The sequence below is a fragment of the Colwellia psychrerythraea genome (assembly GCF_000764185.1).
GTDB lineage: Bacteria > Pseudomonadota > Gammaproteobacteria > Enterobacterales > Alteromonadaceae > Colwellia > Colwellia psychrerythraea_B.
Window position 1 is genome coordinate 12737 of record NZ_JQEC01000007.1, and the last position, 15800, is coordinate 28536.

Here is a 15800-nt window from a genome sequence, read left to right on the forward strand (position 1 = left end):
GCTGACAACTTTAGCTTGCAAACCTCGGCCTGTTTTAAATATTAATAAGGATATATTTAATGAAATTAACTCACTACACAATAATTCTGCTGCAAGTTGTCGTGTTTACCTGTGCCAGCCCAGCATTGGCAAAGTCTCCACAAAAAGCTGCCATACAAATCATATTGGATAATGCTTATCATAAATTTAAAAAGCAAAATCCGGGTGAAAATGCTGACTATATTCCTGCATTAGCCAAGGTAGACCCTACTTACTTTGGTTTAGCGTTAGTCACCACTGATGGAAAAATTTATAGCGCGGGTGATGTGAGTCAGCCATTTTCTATACAATCCATTTCAAAAGTATTCACTTTATCATTGGCGATGGAACAAAATGGTCCACAAGTTATTGTTGATAAAATTGGCGTTAATGCCACAGGTTTAGCCTTTAATTCAGTGACGGCCATAGAGCAAAATAAGGCCCGCAGTGTTAACCCTTTAGTGAATGCAGGCGCAATAGCAGCGGTTAGCTTATTGGATGGTAAGAACGAAAAAGCTAAGTGGTCAGGACTTTCTGCTTGGTACAATAAATTTGCCAATCGCAAGTTAAACGTTTTGGAAGATGTTTATCAATCTGAGACTGACACTAACGGCCATAATCGCGCTATAGCTGAGCTATTAACTTCTTATGACAGATTTTATGGTGATGTAGATACCAATCTTGCGGTATATACCCGTCAATGTTCTGTAGCCGTTACCGCCAAAGATCTTGCTGTGATGGCATCTGTATTTGCTAATAATGGTATCCACCCCTTAACAAAAAAACGTTTGATGAGCAGTGACAATGTCTCACGCGTATTAGCAGTAATGACCACGGCAGGACTTTATGAAAATAGTGGTCAATGGGCTTATCAAGTAGGATTACCAGCAAAAAGTGGTGTTGGTGGCGGTATCATTGCCGTTTCCCCAGGCCAATTTTCCGTAGCTGTTTTTTCACCAAGACTTGATTCTGCCGGTAATAGCATACGCGCTCAACAAGCTATAGACTTTATAGCTGAACAATTAAACGCTAATATTTTTTAGTGAGCGTTATGAAGCTTAATTTATTAAGTTTTAATTAACGACCACAATTCGCTAGAATACTGAATTCAAAGCCCGTTATTTTATAACGGGCTTTTTTTTTCATAGCGACTATTTCACTAGGAAAATGTAATCCTACCTTTCTGTCTTACTATTATGAGTAGCGACATAAAGCTGTTGAATAATTAAAATAAGCCGTTAATAGTTAATCGAGATCAACTGATTTTCATCTAATAATGTTATTCTAGCTGTAGTTACCATTTTTAAATTTACTACTTTGCTTCGTATCACAAAAATACTTACCCTATTGTTAGTTTTATCCTGTTTTTACGGCCAACAATTAAACGCGCAAGAAATTCAATTATCTGCCAGTGATAACTTACAGTTGACTCTAGATAACAGCCAAGATGGCGATGTGATTACTTTAACTGCCGGCCAGTATTTCGGTAATTTCATTATCAGTAAAAAAATCATTCTACGTGGCACTAACGTAAGAGGCGAAGTCGCTATTATTGATGCCCAAGGCAAGGGCCATGCTTTATGGCTAAAAAATTCTCATATCACCATAGAAAACCTTACCATTATCAATTGGGGTGACGACTTAACCAATCAAAATTCAGGCATTTATTCTCACGATAAAGTAGATAATAAAAAAGTTCTTAATTTGACCATTAAAAATAATATCTTAATGGGTGATGGTTTTGGCATCTGGATTAACCAAGCAGATAAAATCATAGTTAGTCATAACCGTGTTAGGGGTAATTTAGCACTGCGCTCTGCTGATAGGGGCAACGGCATTCAGATCGCTAATGTCACTAACAGCCATGTTTTTCACAATGAAGTCAGTGAAACGCGTGATGGTATTTATGTTATTTCTAGTCAAAATAATATTATTGAACAAAATACCATGCACCATTTACGTTATGGTATTCATTATATGTATTCTTACGATAATACCATCAAAGATAATACCGCCTATTCTACTCGGGCAGGTTATGCCCTGATGAGTTCGCGTCGTTTAACTATTACAGGCAACAAAACTACAGATAGTGAAGATTACGGATTTTTACTCAATTTTATTACCCAATCAACTTTTAGTAATAACTATATCAAAAATGTTTGGACCAAGCCTGAAAACAAAGTACTTGGCCGTGATGGTAAAGGTTTATTTATTTATAACTCCGGTTATAACACGCTGAAAAACAATATTATTGATACCGCAGAAATTGGTATTCATTTAACTGCCGGCTCAGAAAATATCAAAATATACGGTAATAGCTTCATCAACAATCCCACGCAAGTAAAATATGTTGCCAATAAAAAACAAGAATGGAGCAAAGACGGTCAAGGTAATTACTGGAGTAACTATTTAGGCTGGGACATGGATAATGACGGCATTGGCGATACTATTTTTGAACCAAACTACGGTATAGATAAACTTATATGGCAGTACCCTGAAATGAAAATGATCATGGACAGCCCTGCTATTTTAATTTTACGTTGGGTGCAAAGACAATTTCCGGTATTAAAACCACCCGGCATCAAGGACAGCTTCCCGTTGATGACTGCACCAAACTTAATAAGCTCAGTAAATATTGCCAACAGTGAAAAATCAGTTACATCACTTACGCTTACAAAAGACAATGTTACACCGTCGACAACAGCAACTAGCGTAAGCTTGAAGGAATAATTTATGAATATACCAATAGTATCCCTCTCTGATGCAGGTAAAAGCTATAACGATCTCGACGTATTAAAGTCTGTAACCATGCAATTGAACCAAGGCGAGGTGATGGGTTTATTTGGCCATAATGGCGCAGGTAAAACCACAATAATGAAACTCATCTTAGGTGTTATTTCACCAAGCCGTGGCAAGGTTGAAGTAATGGGTATGGCACCCGATTCAAAAGAAGCTTGGCATAGCCGGAGTAAAGTCGGTTATTTACCGGAAAATGTTAGCTTTTATGAACAACTGACTGGCTTAGAAGTATTAAGCTATTTTACCAAGTTAAAAGGTTTTACTAATAAGAAAGCCAAGAAGCAAGCGATAGATTTACTTGAGCAAGTAGGCATTACTCATGCAATGAAAAGACAAGTAAAAACATACTCAAAAGGTATGCGCCAACGCTTAGGTTTAGCACAAGCATTTATTGGCGAGCCAAAATTATTATTGCTTGATGAACCCACAGTCGGTTTAGACCCGATTGCTACTCGTGATTTTTACAAAACTGTTGATCAGTTAAAATCCAACGGCTCTAGTGTCATATTATGTTCGCATGTTTTACCCGGCGTCGAGCAACACATTGACCGCGCGATGATTTTATCAACAGGGCAATTATTAGCCATGGGCACGTTAGCAGAGTTACGTCAGCAAGCGGCTTTACCTGTTGCTATCAAACCCTCAGGTCTAAACGGCTCAGTAGCAAACGACAATAAACTTAATAGATTTTTAACGGCTAACTGCCCAGACACTTTAATGGTGCCGGAACAGGAAAAACTTACAGTATTAAGTCAGTTACTTAACCATGAAGGTTTAGCAGACTTGCATGTTGAGTCGGCTAATTTAGAACAAGTTTATCAGCACTTTCTTTCTCTAACTGAAAATTCTCTGCAAGAACCTTTGCTGCAAGTAAAGGGAGCTACCAGCTAATGAGACAAATATTTACAGTAGCCAATAAAGAGTTTCATGATGGTTTAAGAAATCGTTGGTTGATTTCTATCACACTAATTTTTGCTTTACTCTCTATTGGTTTAACCTATTTTGGCGCCGCCGCATCTGGTGCTGTTGGTGTAGCTTCACTTTCAACCACAGTTGCCAGTTTAGCCAGTTTGTCTGTTTTTCTTATACCATTAATTGCCTTATTACTGAGTTATGACAGTTTTGTTGGTGAACAAGAAAGTGGCACCTTATTACTGCTATTGACCTACCCGTTAAGTAAAAGCCAACTACTACTGGGTAAGTTTATCGGCCAAGGCAGTATTATCGCCCTCGCCACTCTATTAGGCTTTGGCGCTTCAGCAGTATTACTCTATTTCCAACTGGGTGATATTGAAGTATTAACTAGCTTCTCAATTTTTATCTTCAGTGCGATTTTATTGGGCTTAAGCTTTACTGCAATTTCTTATTTAATTAGTTTGTCGGTCAGTGAAAAATCAAAAGCGGCAGGTTTTGCCCTCATTACTTGGTTCTTATTTGCTCTTGCTTTTGATTTGGCGTTATTAGCTTTACTGGTTGGTGTTGAACAAGGCATCAGTCAAAATGGTTTAACACAATTAATGATGCTTAACCCTACTGATATCTTTCGTTTGGTGAATCTCGCAGGACTTGATAACAGCGATGTGAATGGCGTCTTAAGTGTTGCCATCAATGCCAGTTTACCGCAAGAACAGTTAATTGCCGCTTTATTGGCTTGGGTAGTATTACCTTTAACCCTTGCCATTTTTATCTTCAAAAGGAAAAAACTTTAATGACTCATTTAATAAAAGCCACGCTATTAATATGCTTATTATTAGCCGCTAGTGCTTGTTCTGATAATTCAGCACAACAAGCCGTTATTCATAGGGCAGTTGCCATGGAAAACAACGATGAATGTCATTTATGTGGCATGTTAATCACTCACTTTGATGGCCCTAAAGGTGAACTATTTAGGAAAGAGCAAGGCGATAGAGTTTTTAAGTTTTGCTCAACTCGGGACATGTTTAGCTACTACCTTGATCCAGAAAACACCCGCAATATCAGCCAAATATTAGTGCACGATATGAGTAAAATGCCTTGGGGCAGTAATAGCATAAATGATAAATACTTTATTGATGCCAAGCAGGCTTGGTTTGTCACTGGCTCTGAAAAAACAGGCGCTATGGGTAAAACTTTAGCCAGCTTTAGTTTACAAAATGATGCCCAAGCGTTCGCTACAGAGTTTGGTGGTAAGGTGATTAGCTTCAAAGATGTTAACCAAGACAGTCTTTGGTAGAAATAAAACAGGGTGACTATTGGGGGAAAACCCTAGCCAGCTTTAGTTTACAAAATGATGCCCAAGCGTTCGCTACAGAGTTTGGTGGTAAGGTATTAAGCTTTAGTGAAGTAAATCAAGACAGCCTTTGGTAGAAATAAAACAGGGTAACTATTGGGGTAAAACCCTAGCCAGCTTTAGCCTTCAAACTGATGCGCAAGCTTTTGCTGCTAAGTTTGGTGGTAAAGTACTTAGCTTTACAGAGGTCAATCAAGACAGCCTTTGGTAGAAATAAAACAGGGTGACTATTGGGGTAAAACCCTAGCCAGCTTTAGTTTACAAAATGATGCCCAAGCGTTCGCTACAGAGTTTGGTGGTAAGGTATTAAGCTTGAGTGAAGTAAATCAAGACAGCCTTTGGTAGAAATAAAACAGGGTAACTATTGGGGTAAAACCCTAGCCAGCTTTAGTTTACAAACTGATGCCCAAGCGTTCGCTACAGAGTTTGGTGGTAAGGTGATTAGCTTCAAAGATGTTAACCAAGACAGTCTTTGGTAGAAGTTGACTATTTACTTTGCTGACCCGATTATTATCAAGTCAGCAGATTTACATTACTTACTTTACTATTTCACTCCTTTACGGTTTTCCATCGAAAATTATAACTTCTCAACCCGATAACCTTTCGCTTTTAATAAAGCTAACACACTATTATTTCCGGCTAGATGCGCCACTCCCACTAGAACAAGTTCTTTATCGCTGCGATTACCAGAAAACATTTGTTCAATATGCGGAATCCAATTTTTGTTTCTATCAGTAAGCAGGGTCTTGATGGTATTAGGGTCATCTTTCATTGGCTCAATGGCTAACGTATTTAGTTGCTTTTCATCCCCTGCGCGCCAAGCTTTCAATAAACCTAAAAACATGCTTTTAAAATCTTTCATCTGTTCAAGGTTAGACTTAACAAATTTTTCTTCATTACCCACACCCATATTAGCAATCATATTCATTTGAAATTCAGCGATTTCTAAATAGGCTAATTTCTTGTTATCTTTTTTTGCTTTATTACTATAGAAAATATCAACGCCTTCTCCTGACAAACCTGCCTTTTGTGCTTCCAATAGCGCTAACATAGTCATTAAGAAACCTGGTTTAAAACGTTCAAACATCATTAAATCAACCCCTAAAGCAGAAATATACTGACTTAGATTTTGTTTAGTTTTAGCTGATAAAAAATCACCAATGGTTTTATTTTGGCCGTAAGCCATTTGTTGCATCATTTTCATTTGAAAATCGGTATCGCTAGCGTCAGGTAGCTTAGCTTCTAAAACAATGATATTGCTCTTTTGATAGGCTTGCTCAAATTCAGCAGGCAACGGAAATTCAGAGGCTGGTAAAATATGCACTGTGCCACCGATAAAAATATGGTCATTGCCTTTACTTACTTTCCAAACTGATGATTCAGCTAGAGCCGTTAACGAGGTAATACTCGCTGCTATGCATAATGCTCCGAGAAATAATTGCTTAGCTGTATTTTTAATCATGTATATATCCTTATCTTTACTTTAGTCAAATAACAAAACTGCCAATACGCAGGTCCGAATAAGCACTATTTATAACTTATCACCGCTATGCCTGTAAACGTCTGCCTAGGTTGAACACATTATTTAGTATTAATTCGGCTAAAAATTAGAAGTTTACTGCCGATGAAAGGTTTATCTGTTCAAAACTAAGTTCAATTGTTAGGCTAGGGTTTTCCTATTACTGTGTTAAGACCCTGTGTTAAAAGAACTGATTATGACAATAACTTCGCTAATGAAATTAGTACTAAGCTCTTTAGTAATAGTGCTTTTATCAGGCTGTGGCTCAATGAAAAACCCCGTAATTTATTATGATAAATTTGACTTTACTCAGGTCAAATCCTACAGTTTTTATAGCAGTGGCTCTACATTTTTTGATAGCCAAAACTTACCGCACTCACAACGCAGTAGCATTGAACTTGCTATTGAAAGAAGCTTAGATGCACAGAATTTTCACTACAGTGAGCTCGACAAAGCAGACATTATAGTCACGTACCATCTAGTAAAAAAACAAACTCAAGACTACGTAAACTATAACAAGGCAGTATTATTTTGTTCTTATTGTCTTAGAGCCAATGCTTGGCGAAAAAACAGCAGTGATTGGCGCGTTTATCCCGGCGGTTTAATCATTGATTTGGTCGACCCGAAAAGAAACCGCTCAGTTTGGCGTAGTATTTATCCGCTAGACTTTGAAGCAAAAGACAATAGTAAGCAGCTAAACGAAAAAATAATTGAAGCGGTTAATTCCATGTTAACTCAGTACCCTGACAAATAAATAATCACTACTGCAATATTTATTTACTTAGTACTCTATTCAAGTCGCTTTTACCACCTTATAATAGCCGCTTCTAATTGCATAACTATATTATTTTTATATGAACTTTCCAGATGATGAAACAGGCCAAGTATTAGCCGAAATGCACCAAGCAGGTATCGACTTAAGCCAATCACACGATGTGGTATTTTTTCATTTGTTCGAACAAGAAAGCCAAGCACAAGCCATGGTTGAACATATAAAAGAGCACCTACCTGCAGTAAAATGCAACTTACATCCTGATGAAACCCCTAATGTTTGGGATTTAGATTGTACTGTGGTGATGACACCCTCACATGAAGCTATTGTTACCCAAGAAGAGGTTTTAGAAAAAATTGCTACCAGTTTTTCTGGTTATAACGATGGCTGGGGGATTGAAGCCTAGTTTAGCGCTTCTGCATTAGATTCATGTTTGCTTTCTTTTTAAAAAAATACAAAATGTATGTCGCTATCGCGGCCCAATCTGTTGCATTGTCTTTATGTAGACGCCATGGAGATAGGTTCAATCGTTTGCGTCGAATTTTTACCGATCTGATTGTGCGCAGTGTTGGCGCGCGAATAAACCTCACTGGTACTATTGATGCTGATACTGACATTCTAATTATTAACCATCAAAGCATGTTTGATATCTTCTCTCTTGAGCAAGCAATAGGTAATGATACTCGCTTTATTGGCCGCACTGGAATTATGGACAAGTGGCCTGTTTCTCGCATTGTCGATAGAGTTGGTCACATTACAGTCGATCAAAAAGATCGCCGTGCCATCATAAAATTATTAAAAGACGTAAAACTTTGCAAAGGAAAAAAAGTAATTATTTTTCCTGAAGGAACTCGCTCACAATCTGGTAAAATTGAACCGTTTGAAGCGGGCGCTAAGTTGTTAGTTGAAAAGCTTAAACTTAAAGCGCAACCCGTTGTCATCAAAAATATTTTAGATGTTTACAACGAGTCAAATAAAACCGCAACTTCAGGCACTATTGAGATAGAAGTGTTACCAGCAATTATCATTACAGATGGTTGGTATGAAAAAATTCACCAACAAATGAATGAAGTATTCAATCAATAGCCTTATCACATTGGCTGTATTCGTCAGCAGATAAAGAATACTCCCGCTACCTGTCCTTTAATATGTCTAATATAGATAAAATTAGACATATTCAACACACCTCTTAATGCTATCGCTTGTCTCGAATTCTCTTTTATGTTTGTCTATAATCCAAGATTCTAGCAATCGATAGCTGAAGACTTTACAGAAACTTACATTATCATTACATTTATCAAACGGTAATTTTAAGTCCTTTTTTTAATAATACTCTTAGTTTGTATTTTATTAATATTTCGCATAGGACGCTACCCATGAAGTTATCTCCCTTAATAACGACCTCGTTACTTTCACTGTCTTTACTTAGTATATTTAGCCATGCACAAGGTCATCAGCATAGCTATGGCGTAACAATTGGTGCTGGTGGTGGAGAATACAAGCATTCAACTCAGGATGGTGACGGCTTTGCTCAAGCCTACATTTTTTATAACTATCAAGCCCTAGAGCACTTCTCAATTGAAGTTGCTTATAATTCTGCTATAGAACTTGATAGCTGGGATTGTGAAGAAAAATATGACGATAAGTGGACATGTCAAACAAATAATAAACCCATGTTTGGTTTGCTCGCTAATGAGTTTGAATTGGATGGTTTTGTTGTAGCTATTAAAGGCCAAGTTCCTATTTCACAACGTAATAGTTTATATGGAAAATTAGGCGCTCAATATTATGATTATGCATTTAGCCGTAACGGCTACACTGTTGAAAGTGAAGATGGTACGGGTGTTTTATTCGAGGCTGGTTGGCAGTATCAATGGGATATGGGCATTGGCATGAACGTAGGTCTACGTTACCAAGATTTGGGTGATTTAACGCTGAAATCACAAAATATCGGTATCAGTTACGCTTTTTAATACTTCTGTTTTAGCTGAACAGGCAAAGGCTTAAGAGTTAGACAAGTGTCATTATTCTCTATATTTGCTTTTGTCTTTACTGTTATCTTTATGCGGCTTTTCAACAATATGAAAAGCCGGTAACGATACATGCCAATAGATAGCTGCTAAACGTAAAATAAGCGCCGCGGAGATCGCAGTAACAATAGCACTGGTATCAGACCAATTCAGCCATTGTAACAAGATAAATAATGCCCCACCTAGCATTGCTGCTAACGCATAAATTTCTTCACGTAAAATCATTGGAATTACGTTACATAAAACATCTCGGATCATACCGCCAGCCACACCAGTAATAGTACCTAGCACAACAGCTACAGGAACAGGCGCCCCCAAAACTAACGCTTTTTGCGTACCGAGCACAGCAAATAATGCTAAACCTAAAGCATCGGCAATCAATAAAAAACGTTTTGGAATTCGTTTTGGCTGCCTGATAAATATTATGGTAAGTATTGCTGTAGCTAAAATAACATAAAGATAATAAGGCTTAACGACCCAAAACACTGGTGTTTGTAAAATAACATCACGAATAGTACCGCCACCTACGGCGGTCACTGATGCCAACACCACAACACCAAATGGGTCAAGCTGATACCGGCCAGCCATGAGCGCACCTGATAAGGCAAAAACAATAATGCCAAAAATATCTAAATAAAATAAAAGTTCTGTCATGTAAATACCAATTTAACTTAAGCGTTAACTGCCTTCGACCATTTGCAATTGCTTAACCGCTAGTTACAGAGTTAACACGTACTAATAACCCGCTGTAAATATCTAATAAAAATAAAGTTCAGTCACAGAAATAGCTATTTAATTTACCAGTTTAGCTGAATGCAACGAGTTGCCAGCCTATTGCGAAGAAAACCAGCAAAACTAAACTGCTATAAATAGCAAAACCCACCTTGCTGCTTGCTTTGATAATATCTCGTGGCTCAGGTTGCTTGCCGAGATCATTAAAAGCGACTTTACGTAACTTCTCATTTTGATACATGGCAACACCACCCAATCTTACTGAAAGTGAAAAAGCAAAAACGGCGATAATAAAATCATTATTGAGTTTAAAAAAGTGGCCTCGTGTTAATCGCCAAGATAATGAGCTACCTTGCCCAACAGAGCTCAATAATATTAATAAAGCCATTAAACGGCTTGGTAACCATTGTAATAGTTGAATAAACAACTGGCTATAAAAACCAAAATGTTTGAACTGCACTAACTTGCTGTTCCAGCAATAATGCATTTCCAGTATCAACCGATAACTCAGCGCAGCTAATGGGCCTAAAGTAATAAAGAGGAAACTAACCACATATATTTGCTGGGTACTACGTAATAACTGCATTTCAATAGCTGCTTTACTGAGACCAACTTGAGACAGTTGCTCAGTTTCTCGTAATAACCAAGGTTTAAGTGTTTTTTTGGCTTGGTAGTTTTGTTTAGCCACTAAAGCTCGCGCGATAACTGTATTGATTTGTCCTAGGTTAAGGCAGCCCAAGGCCAAATAAAGTAGTAAACCTTGCCATAAATAATCAACAGCGACAAAGTCAGCAAATAGCCACAAAATAATGCTGATAGGTACTAAGGTCACTAATAGTGACAATAAACCAGCAATAGTTTGGTGTTGAATGCTATTTTTACTGTTGTTAACTTTATTGCCGAGCTGTAAACAATAAAACTGAAAAAAACGTAACGGCTCATGAGCTATATAGTGACTAATTACAGACTTAATGATCAGTACTACCATGAGGATTAACACATGATAAGTAAACGGTGTTAACTGGGTGAGTACTGTCATTAATTATCCCTTTTAATTTGTACTAAAGACTTAAAGGCTAAGTGTTTTACCTTGAAGTTGCGCTAACATATTCACTACTAACTGCGAGGAGTTAACCGCCGCTGTTTCTAAATACTCTTCAAAGGTATGTGGTGATTCTTTACCAGCAATATCTGACAATGAACGAATTATAACAAAGGGTGTTTTAAGCTGTAAGCACGCTTGTGCAACTGCAGCACCTTCCATTTCAACCGCAGCCATAGTCGGAAAATTAGCGCGAGCTTTAGCAACATCTTCTTCTTTAGTCATAAAGGTATCACCTGTGGTGATTAAACCAGTAATTGCCTGAATATTTTCTTCATTTGACTCACTTAATTTCTCAATACCTTTTTTGGCTGCTGCCACTAACTCTTCATGTGGGTTAAATGCCGCAGGATTAGCTGGAAGTTGTCCTATTTCATAACCAAATGCAGTTAAATCAACATCGTGATAGCGCACTTCTAAACTGACCACAATATCGCCCACTTTTAATGAGGGATCAAAACCACCTGCGGAGCCGGTATTCACCACGTAATCTACATGAAAACGATCAATCAATATTGCAGTTGCTAACGCAGCCGCAACTTTGCCAATACCTGATTGCACAATGACCACATCACTGCCATCTAATTGACCTTGATGAAAGACATAACCTGCATGTTCAGTGGTTGTTGCCTCGGTTAACTTTGCTTTTAAAATGGCAACTTCTGGCTCCATTGCGCCAATAATTCCTGCTTTCATGATAATTCCTACTGTGTTTAATTTAATATTATCGATTGAATATAAATTTATTAAAAAATTATATTCAATCATTGATAACTGTTTATTCAAATCTGCTACTAGCTTGCAAGACCAAGAAGAAAGCTAATTATTAGCAGTATTCTTGTAATCCGTAGAAAATAAGGTTATCGATAAATTGAATATTTTCTACGGCAATAATTTTTTCACTGGTCTGTGCTAATAATAACGTGGTTAAAACCTTACCATCGCCCCCAGTTAAAATGATGCGGTCAAGGTCACTTAATTGCTGTGCTTGGCTAATTGCCTGTTCAACCATACCTAAGGTAGCCGCCCAACAAGCATTATTTACATTATCGCTAGTGTTACTGCCAAACGCTAAGCTTGGCACGGCAGTACTTTTGGCATGAACCAAGGTACTATTACTTACAATACTATTAAATAGCGCCTTAATGCCTGCTAATATCCAGCCTCCTTGGTGCTGACCGCTACCTGCCACTAAATCTATGGTGGTTGCGGTGCCTGCATCTATGATTAGCACATTTTCATTGGGGTAAAGGTGTATCGTACCCAATAGCGCCAGCCAACGATCAATACCCAAGGTTGTTGGCTGCTGATAAGCCGACTGCAAAGCATTTTTTTGTTGTTCGCTATGCACTTGTCTAAAACTAATATTTTGTTCTGTACACCAAGTCGACAGCTCACTGCTTAATGAAGATGATGCAACATTGGCAACAACGACTTGACTAGCATGGCTAAAGTGCTTAGCAAAATACGCTAAGGTAAAGTCTTGATTATTAAGTTGAGCAATTGCTGACAGTCTACCTTCGACTAGTTGCGTATATTTTGTGCGACTATTACCAATATCAATTAATACTATCATTCATCCATCCTTAGACTCACTTCACCACCGTAAACGGGTTTGATTTGACCATTTACTTCTAACAGTAAAGCCCCTTGATTATTAACACCTCGGCATATGCCATGCGTAGTGCGTTCGCCTGTAATCAATTTTACTCGTTTATTTAAAAAGGCATCATTTGCATGCCACTCATCTAGCATCGGCGCTAAACCGGTTTGCTGATATTGGCCCAAGCGTCGTCGTAAACAATGGATTAATTGTGCGCTGAGTGCATTCCTATCAATTTCTACCTGGCTGTGTGATTGTAAATCTGTCCATTTTTGTTCAATTAATTTACCTGCTTCTTCCGGCATATGCAGATTTAAACCAATGCCAATAACGCTATGACTTGGCTCTAACGCTTGCCCCTCAAGCTCAATTAAAATACCTGCGAGCTTTACGCCTTCAAGATAAATATCATTGGGCCATTTCAGCTGAACTTGTATATTACTGTGGGCTTTTATCGCATCACTTACCGCTAATGCCGTGACTAAACTCAGTCCCATCGCCGCCGATAGTCCTTGCTCTAAATACCAATACATAGACAAATAAATTTGTGAACCAAACTGGGAAATCCACTTCCTACCACGACGACCTCGGCCAGCACTTTGGTATTCAGCTAAACACACCTGCCCTGGAGATAGTTGATTGGGCAAACGTCTCATTAAATAGTCATTTGTTGAGTCAATTAAGCTATGTACTTCAACCAATGGCAAGTCGCTTGGCTTATCAGTGTGTTTGTTCTCTTCATTTGCTAATAAGCCGGTTATTTTTTCTTTGTCTAATAAGTACAGAGGTTGGGCTAACTTATAGCCTTTGCCAGTGACACTGTATATATCTAGGCCGATATCAGTGAGTACTTTAATATGCTTAGCGATGGCAGTTCGGCTAATACCTAACTGCTCACCCAATAATTGCCCGGAAACAAACTTTCCTTGTGCTAATGATTTTATCAAATGTTCTTTTACTGTTTTAGTCATTATCAATTCCGTTTGTAATACTGGCGCTAGTAACACTGGCGTTAGAACTAATACTCTCTATCGGCTTTGTATCCGATAAGGATAAAAATGATGTTTCGCCTTGCTCGGTGATCATGCGAACTTCCGGTATCAAAGAAACTAAGAATTTTTCAACTACTTTTCGCTGGACATATTTAGCTAAGCGAATAATATCAGCACCAAAATCACTGCCATAATTAACTAAAACCAAAGCTTGTTGCTGATGCACGCCAACAAACTGATAACGAAAACCTTTTAATCCGGCTTGATCTATTAACCAGCCTGCTGCCAGTTTTATTTGTCCATTTTGCAGTGGGTAATGTGGCATGTTTGGATATTGTTGTAATAACAAAGCAAAATCAGCTGCACTTACCACTGGGTTTTTAAAAAAACTACCTGCATTAGGTAATTCCTTAGGGTCGGGTAACTTACTACTGCGCAGTGTTATAACTTTTTCCATCACCTGTTTGGCAGTGCTACCTTTTGCTAAACCACCTAACCCAGCATAAGAGAGGTTTGCTTGCCATACTTTAGGAAACTTAAAAGTCACTTGGGTAATTAAGCCTTGGTTATAACGTGCTTGCTTAAAAACACTGTCACGATAGGCAAAGTCACACTCTTGATTAGTGAGTGAATGCAGTGTTTTACTTGAAAATTCATACCATTGAACTTCTTGACAGTAATCCGCAAATTCAACGCCATAAGCACCAATATTTTGCACTGGTGCGGCGCCCACACTACCAGGAATCAAAGCTAAGTTCTCTAAGCCGTAAATTCCTTGCTCAAGACAAAAGCAGACTAACCTATGCCAATTTTCGGCCGCACCCACAGTCACTATGTAATAATCATCCTGCTCAACAATGTTGATACCAATAAATTTTGGTTGAATAATAGTTGGCGCTTGCTCTTCAACAAACAAGGTATTACTGCCTTCACCTAGGATATAAAAAGGCCTTGCCGCTAAGTCAGGAAGTTGCTGTAATTCAACCAAGGTACTGGGAAAATAAATATGTGAACAACTCGCCTTGATGTTAAAGCTGTTACTGCTTTGTAGGGAATAATCTAGGTTTGAATGCATGGCCATAATGATTGAAGCTGAAAGAACCATTATTGTACTGAAAAATCGGCTGAACACCAATTATTAGCTGCGATTAGCTATGAAGATGCAGCAAGCATTATCTTACTGCATTATTCTGTTTTCCCATTGATGTGATTCTGTGGTTAATTCACCTTAGAGGCGGACTAAAACATCATTAAGTGCTAAGCGAGATTTTGGTAATTTAGCATTAAAATCTTGCTCAGGATGATGGTAACCAATCGCTAAGGCGACATCACATTGATAACCGTCGAGCTCCTCGCTAAATTCTTTATTCACCAACTCAATATCAATGCCCTCCATGGGCGTTGAATCAATTTTTAACCGCGCAAGTACATGTAAAGTATTACCTAAGGCAAGATAGGTTTGTGCTTTGGTCCAAGTACTGGTATCACCATCTTCAGCTGTATTAAGATCTGCAAACAGGTAAACGCCAAATGCTGCTTCTCTATTTTCTAAAGGTGTTCGTTTATCGGCAATACCTTTGTCAACTACCTTGGCGTAATCATCACGGGTATATTTTGGATTATGAGCAAAAAGAATCACCTGTGAGCTATCGAAAACATGCTTTTTATTATACTCATGCATATTGACGAAGGTATTTTTTAAGCGCGATTTTGCTGCATCACTTTCGAGTGCGATGAATTTCCACGGCTGAGAGTTAATAGACGAAGCAGAAAGACGCATTGCTTCAAATAATATATCTAAATCTGCCGCTGGAATTTTTCTGCTGGCATCGTATTTTTTTACTGTATGACGGTTTGTTAGATCTTCGATAATTGGGTGAGTCATGATGAATCCATCTAAGTTACGAGTATGCACATAAGGTAATGGCTATTACTTTGATATTCAATGCCGCTAAGGTTAATTC

21 protein-coding genes are annotated in these 15800 nt (G+C 38.1%); 13 read left to right on the forward strand and 8 right to left on the reverse strand.

What is annotated here, in order from left to right; genetic code table 11:
- Positions 1-59: 59 nt before the first annotated feature.
- The 9 genes from glsA to GAB14E_RS24430 all read left to right on the forward strand — a co-directional run bounded on the left by glsA (position 60) and on the right by GAB14E_RS24430 (position 5565).
- The gene (gene glsA / locus GAB14E_RS18250; protein ID WP_033081021.1) at positions 60-1061 is read left to right on the forward strand and encodes a glutaminase A; all 1002 of its coding nucleotides are present in this window, start codon (positions 60-62) and stop codon (positions 1059-1061) included.
- 283 nt (positions 1062-1344) lie between these two features.
- Positions 1345-2748: a nitrous oxide reductase family maturation protein NosD gene (locus tag GAB14E_RS18245; RefSeq protein ID WP_081967714.1), complete on the forward strand. Its 1404-nt coding sequence runs from the start codon at positions 1345-1347 to the stop codon at positions 2746-2748.
- 3 nt (positions 2749-2751) lie between these two features.
- On the forward strand, positions 2752-3708 hold the full coding sequence (locus tag GAB14E_RS18240) for an ABC transporter ATP-binding protein (RefSeq protein ID WP_033081023.1): 957 nt from the start codon (positions 2752-2754) through the stop codon (positions 3706-3708).
- Positions 3708-4526 carry an ABC transporter permease gene (locus GAB14E_RS18235; protein WP_033081024.1) on the forward strand — a complete coding sequence of 273 codons (819 nt, stop codon included), beginning with the start codon at positions 3708-3710 and terminating at the stop codon, positions 4524-4526. The genes GAB14E_RS18240 and GAB14E_RS18235 overlap by 1 nt, the downstream gene beginning before the upstream one ends.
- On the forward strand, positions 4526-5029 hold the full coding sequence (locus GAB14E_RS18230; protein ID WP_052093473.1) for a nitrous oxide reductase accessory protein NosL: 504 nt from the start codon (positions 4526-4528) through the stop codon (positions 5027-5029). The genes GAB14E_RS18235 and GAB14E_RS18230 overlap by 1 nt, the downstream gene beginning before the upstream one ends.
- A complete protein-coding gene (locus GAB14E_RS25455) occupies positions 5023-5163 on the forward strand; it encodes a nitrous oxide reductase accessory protein NosL (protein WP_081967707.1) in 141 nt (46 codons plus the stop codon). The genes GAB14E_RS18230 and GAB14E_RS25455 overlap by 7 nt, the downstream gene beginning before the upstream one ends.
- Positions 5157-5297 (forward strand): nitrous oxide reductase accessory protein NosL, encoded by a 141-nt coding sequence (locus tag GAB14E_RS24420; protein ID WP_081967708.1) that lies wholly within the window; start codon positions 5157-5159, stop codon positions 5295-5297. The genes GAB14E_RS25455 and GAB14E_RS24420 overlap by 7 nt, the downstream gene beginning before the upstream one ends.
- Complete coding sequence (locus GAB14E_RS24425; protein WP_081967709.1) at positions 5291-5431, forward strand: nitrous oxide reductase accessory protein NosL; 141 nt, start codon at positions 5291-5293, stop codon at positions 5429-5431. Before GAB14E_RS24420 ends, GAB14E_RS24425 begins: the two co-directional genes overlap by 7 nt.
- Positions 5425-5565, forward strand: coding sequence for a nitrous oxide reductase accessory protein NosL (locus tag GAB14E_RS24430; protein WP_081967710.1), 141 nt, complete (start codon positions 5425-5427; stop codon positions 5563-5565). The genes GAB14E_RS24425 and GAB14E_RS24430 overlap by 7 nt, the downstream gene beginning before the upstream one ends.
- Before the next feature lie 98 nt (positions 5566-5663).
- On the opposite strand, the gene GAB14E_RS18225 is transcribed toward GAB14E_RS24430, so the two are convergent.
- Complete coding sequence (locus GAB14E_RS18225; protein ID WP_081967711.1) at positions 5664-6548, reverse strand: TraB/GumN family protein; 885 nt, start codon at positions 6546-6548, stop codon at positions 5664-5666.
- Between the two features lie 253 nt (positions 6549-6801).
- On the opposite strand from GAB14E_RS18225, the gene GAB14E_RS18220 reads away from it, so the two are divergent.
- The 4 genes from GAB14E_RS18220 to GAB14E_RS18205 all read left to right on the forward strand — a co-directional run bounded on the left by GAB14E_RS18220 (position 6802) and on the right by GAB14E_RS18205 (position 9350).
- On the forward strand, positions 6802-7359 hold the full coding sequence (locus GAB14E_RS18220) for a DUF4136 domain-containing protein (protein ID WP_033081025.1): 558 nt from the start codon (positions 6802-6804) through the stop codon (positions 7357-7359).
- A 100-nt stretch (positions 7360-7459) separates the two neighbouring features.
- The gene (locus tag GAB14E_RS18215; protein ID WP_033081026.1) at positions 7460-7783 is read left to right on the forward strand and encodes a ribonuclease E inhibitor RraB; all 324 of its coding nucleotides are present in this window, start codon (positions 7460-7462) and stop codon (positions 7781-7783) included.
- A gap of 125 nt (positions 7784-7908) precedes the next feature.
- Positions 7909-8463, forward strand: coding sequence for a lysophospholipid acyltransferase family protein (locus GAB14E_RS18210; RefSeq protein WP_231561981.1), 555 nt, complete (start codon positions 7909-7911; stop codon positions 8461-8463).
- A gap of 290 nt (positions 8464-8753) precedes the next feature.
- Positions 8754-9350: an outer membrane beta-barrel protein gene (locus GAB14E_RS18205; protein ID WP_033081028.1), complete on the forward strand. Its 597-nt coding sequence runs from the start codon at positions 8754-8756 to the stop codon at positions 9348-9350.
- A gap of 51 nt (positions 9351-9401) precedes the next feature.
- Here the strand turns inward: GAB14E_RS18205 and GAB14E_RS18200 are convergent, their stop codons facing one another.
- The 7 genes from GAB14E_RS18200 to GAB14E_RS18170 form a co-directional block, all read right to left on the reverse strand.
- Positions 9402-10061, reverse strand: a complete 660-nt coding sequence (locus GAB14E_RS18200; protein ID WP_033081029.1) for a trimeric intracellular cation channel family protein — start codon at positions 10059-10061, stop codon at positions 9402-9404.
- Positions 10062-10212: 151 nt separating this feature from the next.
- Complete coding sequence (locus GAB14E_RS18195; protein WP_033081030.1) at positions 10213-11178, reverse strand: cobalamin biosynthesis protein CobD/CbiB; 966 nt, start codon at positions 11176-11178, stop codon at positions 10213-10215.
- A gap of 30 nt (positions 11179-11208) precedes the next feature.
- Positions 11209-11937: a 5'-methylthioadenosine/S-adenosylhomocysteine nucleosidase gene (gene mtnN, locus GAB14E_RS18190; protein ID WP_033081031.1), complete on the reverse strand. Its 729-nt coding sequence runs from the start codon at positions 11935-11937 to the stop codon at positions 11209-11211.
- Positions 11938-12067: 130 nt separating this feature from the next.
- A complete protein-coding gene (locus GAB14E_RS18185) occupies positions 12068-12817 on the reverse strand; it encodes a pantothenate kinase (protein ID WP_033081032.1) in 750 nt (249 codons plus the stop codon).
- Positions 12814-13815, reverse strand: coding sequence for a bifunctional biotin--[acetyl-CoA-carboxylase] ligase/biotin operon repressor BirA (gene birA, locus GAB14E_RS18180; RefSeq protein ID WP_033081033.1), 1002 nt, complete (start codon positions 13813-13815; stop codon positions 12814-12816). The genes GAB14E_RS18185 and birA overlap by 4 nt, the downstream gene beginning before the upstream one ends.
- Positions 13808-14941 carry a UDP-N-acetylmuramate dehydrogenase gene (gene murB / locus GAB14E_RS18175; protein WP_231561982.1) on the reverse strand — a complete coding sequence of 378 codons (1134 nt, stop codon included), beginning with the start codon at positions 14939-14941 and terminating at the stop codon, positions 13808-13810. Before murB ends, birA begins: the two co-directional genes overlap by 8 nt.
- Before the next feature lie 123 nt (positions 14942-15064).
- Positions 15065-15721 carry a nitroreductase family protein gene (locus tag GAB14E_RS18170; protein ID WP_033081034.1) on the reverse strand — a complete coding sequence of 219 codons (657 nt, stop codon included), beginning with the start codon at positions 15719-15721 and terminating at the stop codon, positions 15065-15067.
- Positions 15722-15800: the final 79 nt, after the last annotated feature.

Bases quoted from the DNA above. Each gene is read 5' to 3' on its own strand.
- glsA (WP_033081021.1), top strand. From the start codon at position 60: ATGAAATTAACTCACTACACAATAATTCTGCTGCAAGTTGTCGTGTTT.
- GAB14E_RS18240 (WP_033081023.1), top strand. From the start codon at position 2,752: ATGAATATACCAATAGTATCCCTCTCTGATGCAGGTAAAAGCTATAAC.
- GAB14E_RS18235 (WP_033081024.1), top strand. From the start codon at position 3,708: ATGAGACAAATATTTACAGTAGCCAATAAAGAGTTTCATGATGGTTTA.
- GAB14E_RS18230 (WP_052093473.1), top strand. From the start codon at position 4,526: ATGACTCATTTAATAAAAGCCACGCTATTAATATGCTTATTATTAGCC.
- GAB14E_RS18225 (WP_081967711.1), bottom strand. From the start codon at position 6,548: ATGATTAAAAATACAGCTAAGCAATTATTTCTCGGAGCATTATGCATA.
- GAB14E_RS18220 (WP_033081025.1), top strand. From the start codon at position 6,802: ATGACAATAACTTCGCTAATGAAATTAGTACTAAGCTCTTTAGTAATA.
- GAB14E_RS18215 (WP_033081026.1), top strand. From the start codon at position 7,460: ATGAACTTTCCAGATGATGAAACAGGCCAAGTATTAGCCGAAATGCAC.
- GAB14E_RS18205 (WP_033081028.1), top strand. From the start codon at position 8,754: ATGAAGTTATCTCCCTTAATAACGACCTCGTTACTTTCACTGTCTTTA.
- GAB14E_RS18200 (WP_033081029.1), bottom strand. From the start codon at position 10,061: ATGACAGAACTTTTATTTTATTTAGATATTTTTGGCATTATTGTTTTT.
- GAB14E_RS18195 (WP_033081030.1), bottom strand. From the start codon at position 11,178: ATGACAGTACTCACCCAGTTAACACCGTTTACTTATCATGTGTTAATC.
- mtnN (WP_033081031.1), bottom strand. From the start codon at position 11,937: ATGAAAGCAGGAATTATTGGCGCAATGGAGCCAGAAGTTGCCATTTTA.
- GAB14E_RS18185 (WP_033081032.1), bottom strand. From the start codon at position 12,817: ATGATAGTATTAATTGATATTGGTAATAGTCGCACAAAATATACGCAA.
- birA (WP_033081033.1), bottom strand. From the start codon at position 13,815: ATGACTAAAACAGTAAAAGAACATTTGATAAAATCATTAGCACAAGGA.
- murB (WP_231561982.1), bottom strand. From the start codon at position 14,941: ATGGTTCTTTCAGCTTCAATCATTATGGCCATGCATTCAAACCTAGAT.
- GAB14E_RS18170 (WP_033081034.1), bottom strand. From the start codon at position 15,721: ATGACTCACCCAATTATCGAAGATCTAACAAACCGTCATACAGTAAAA.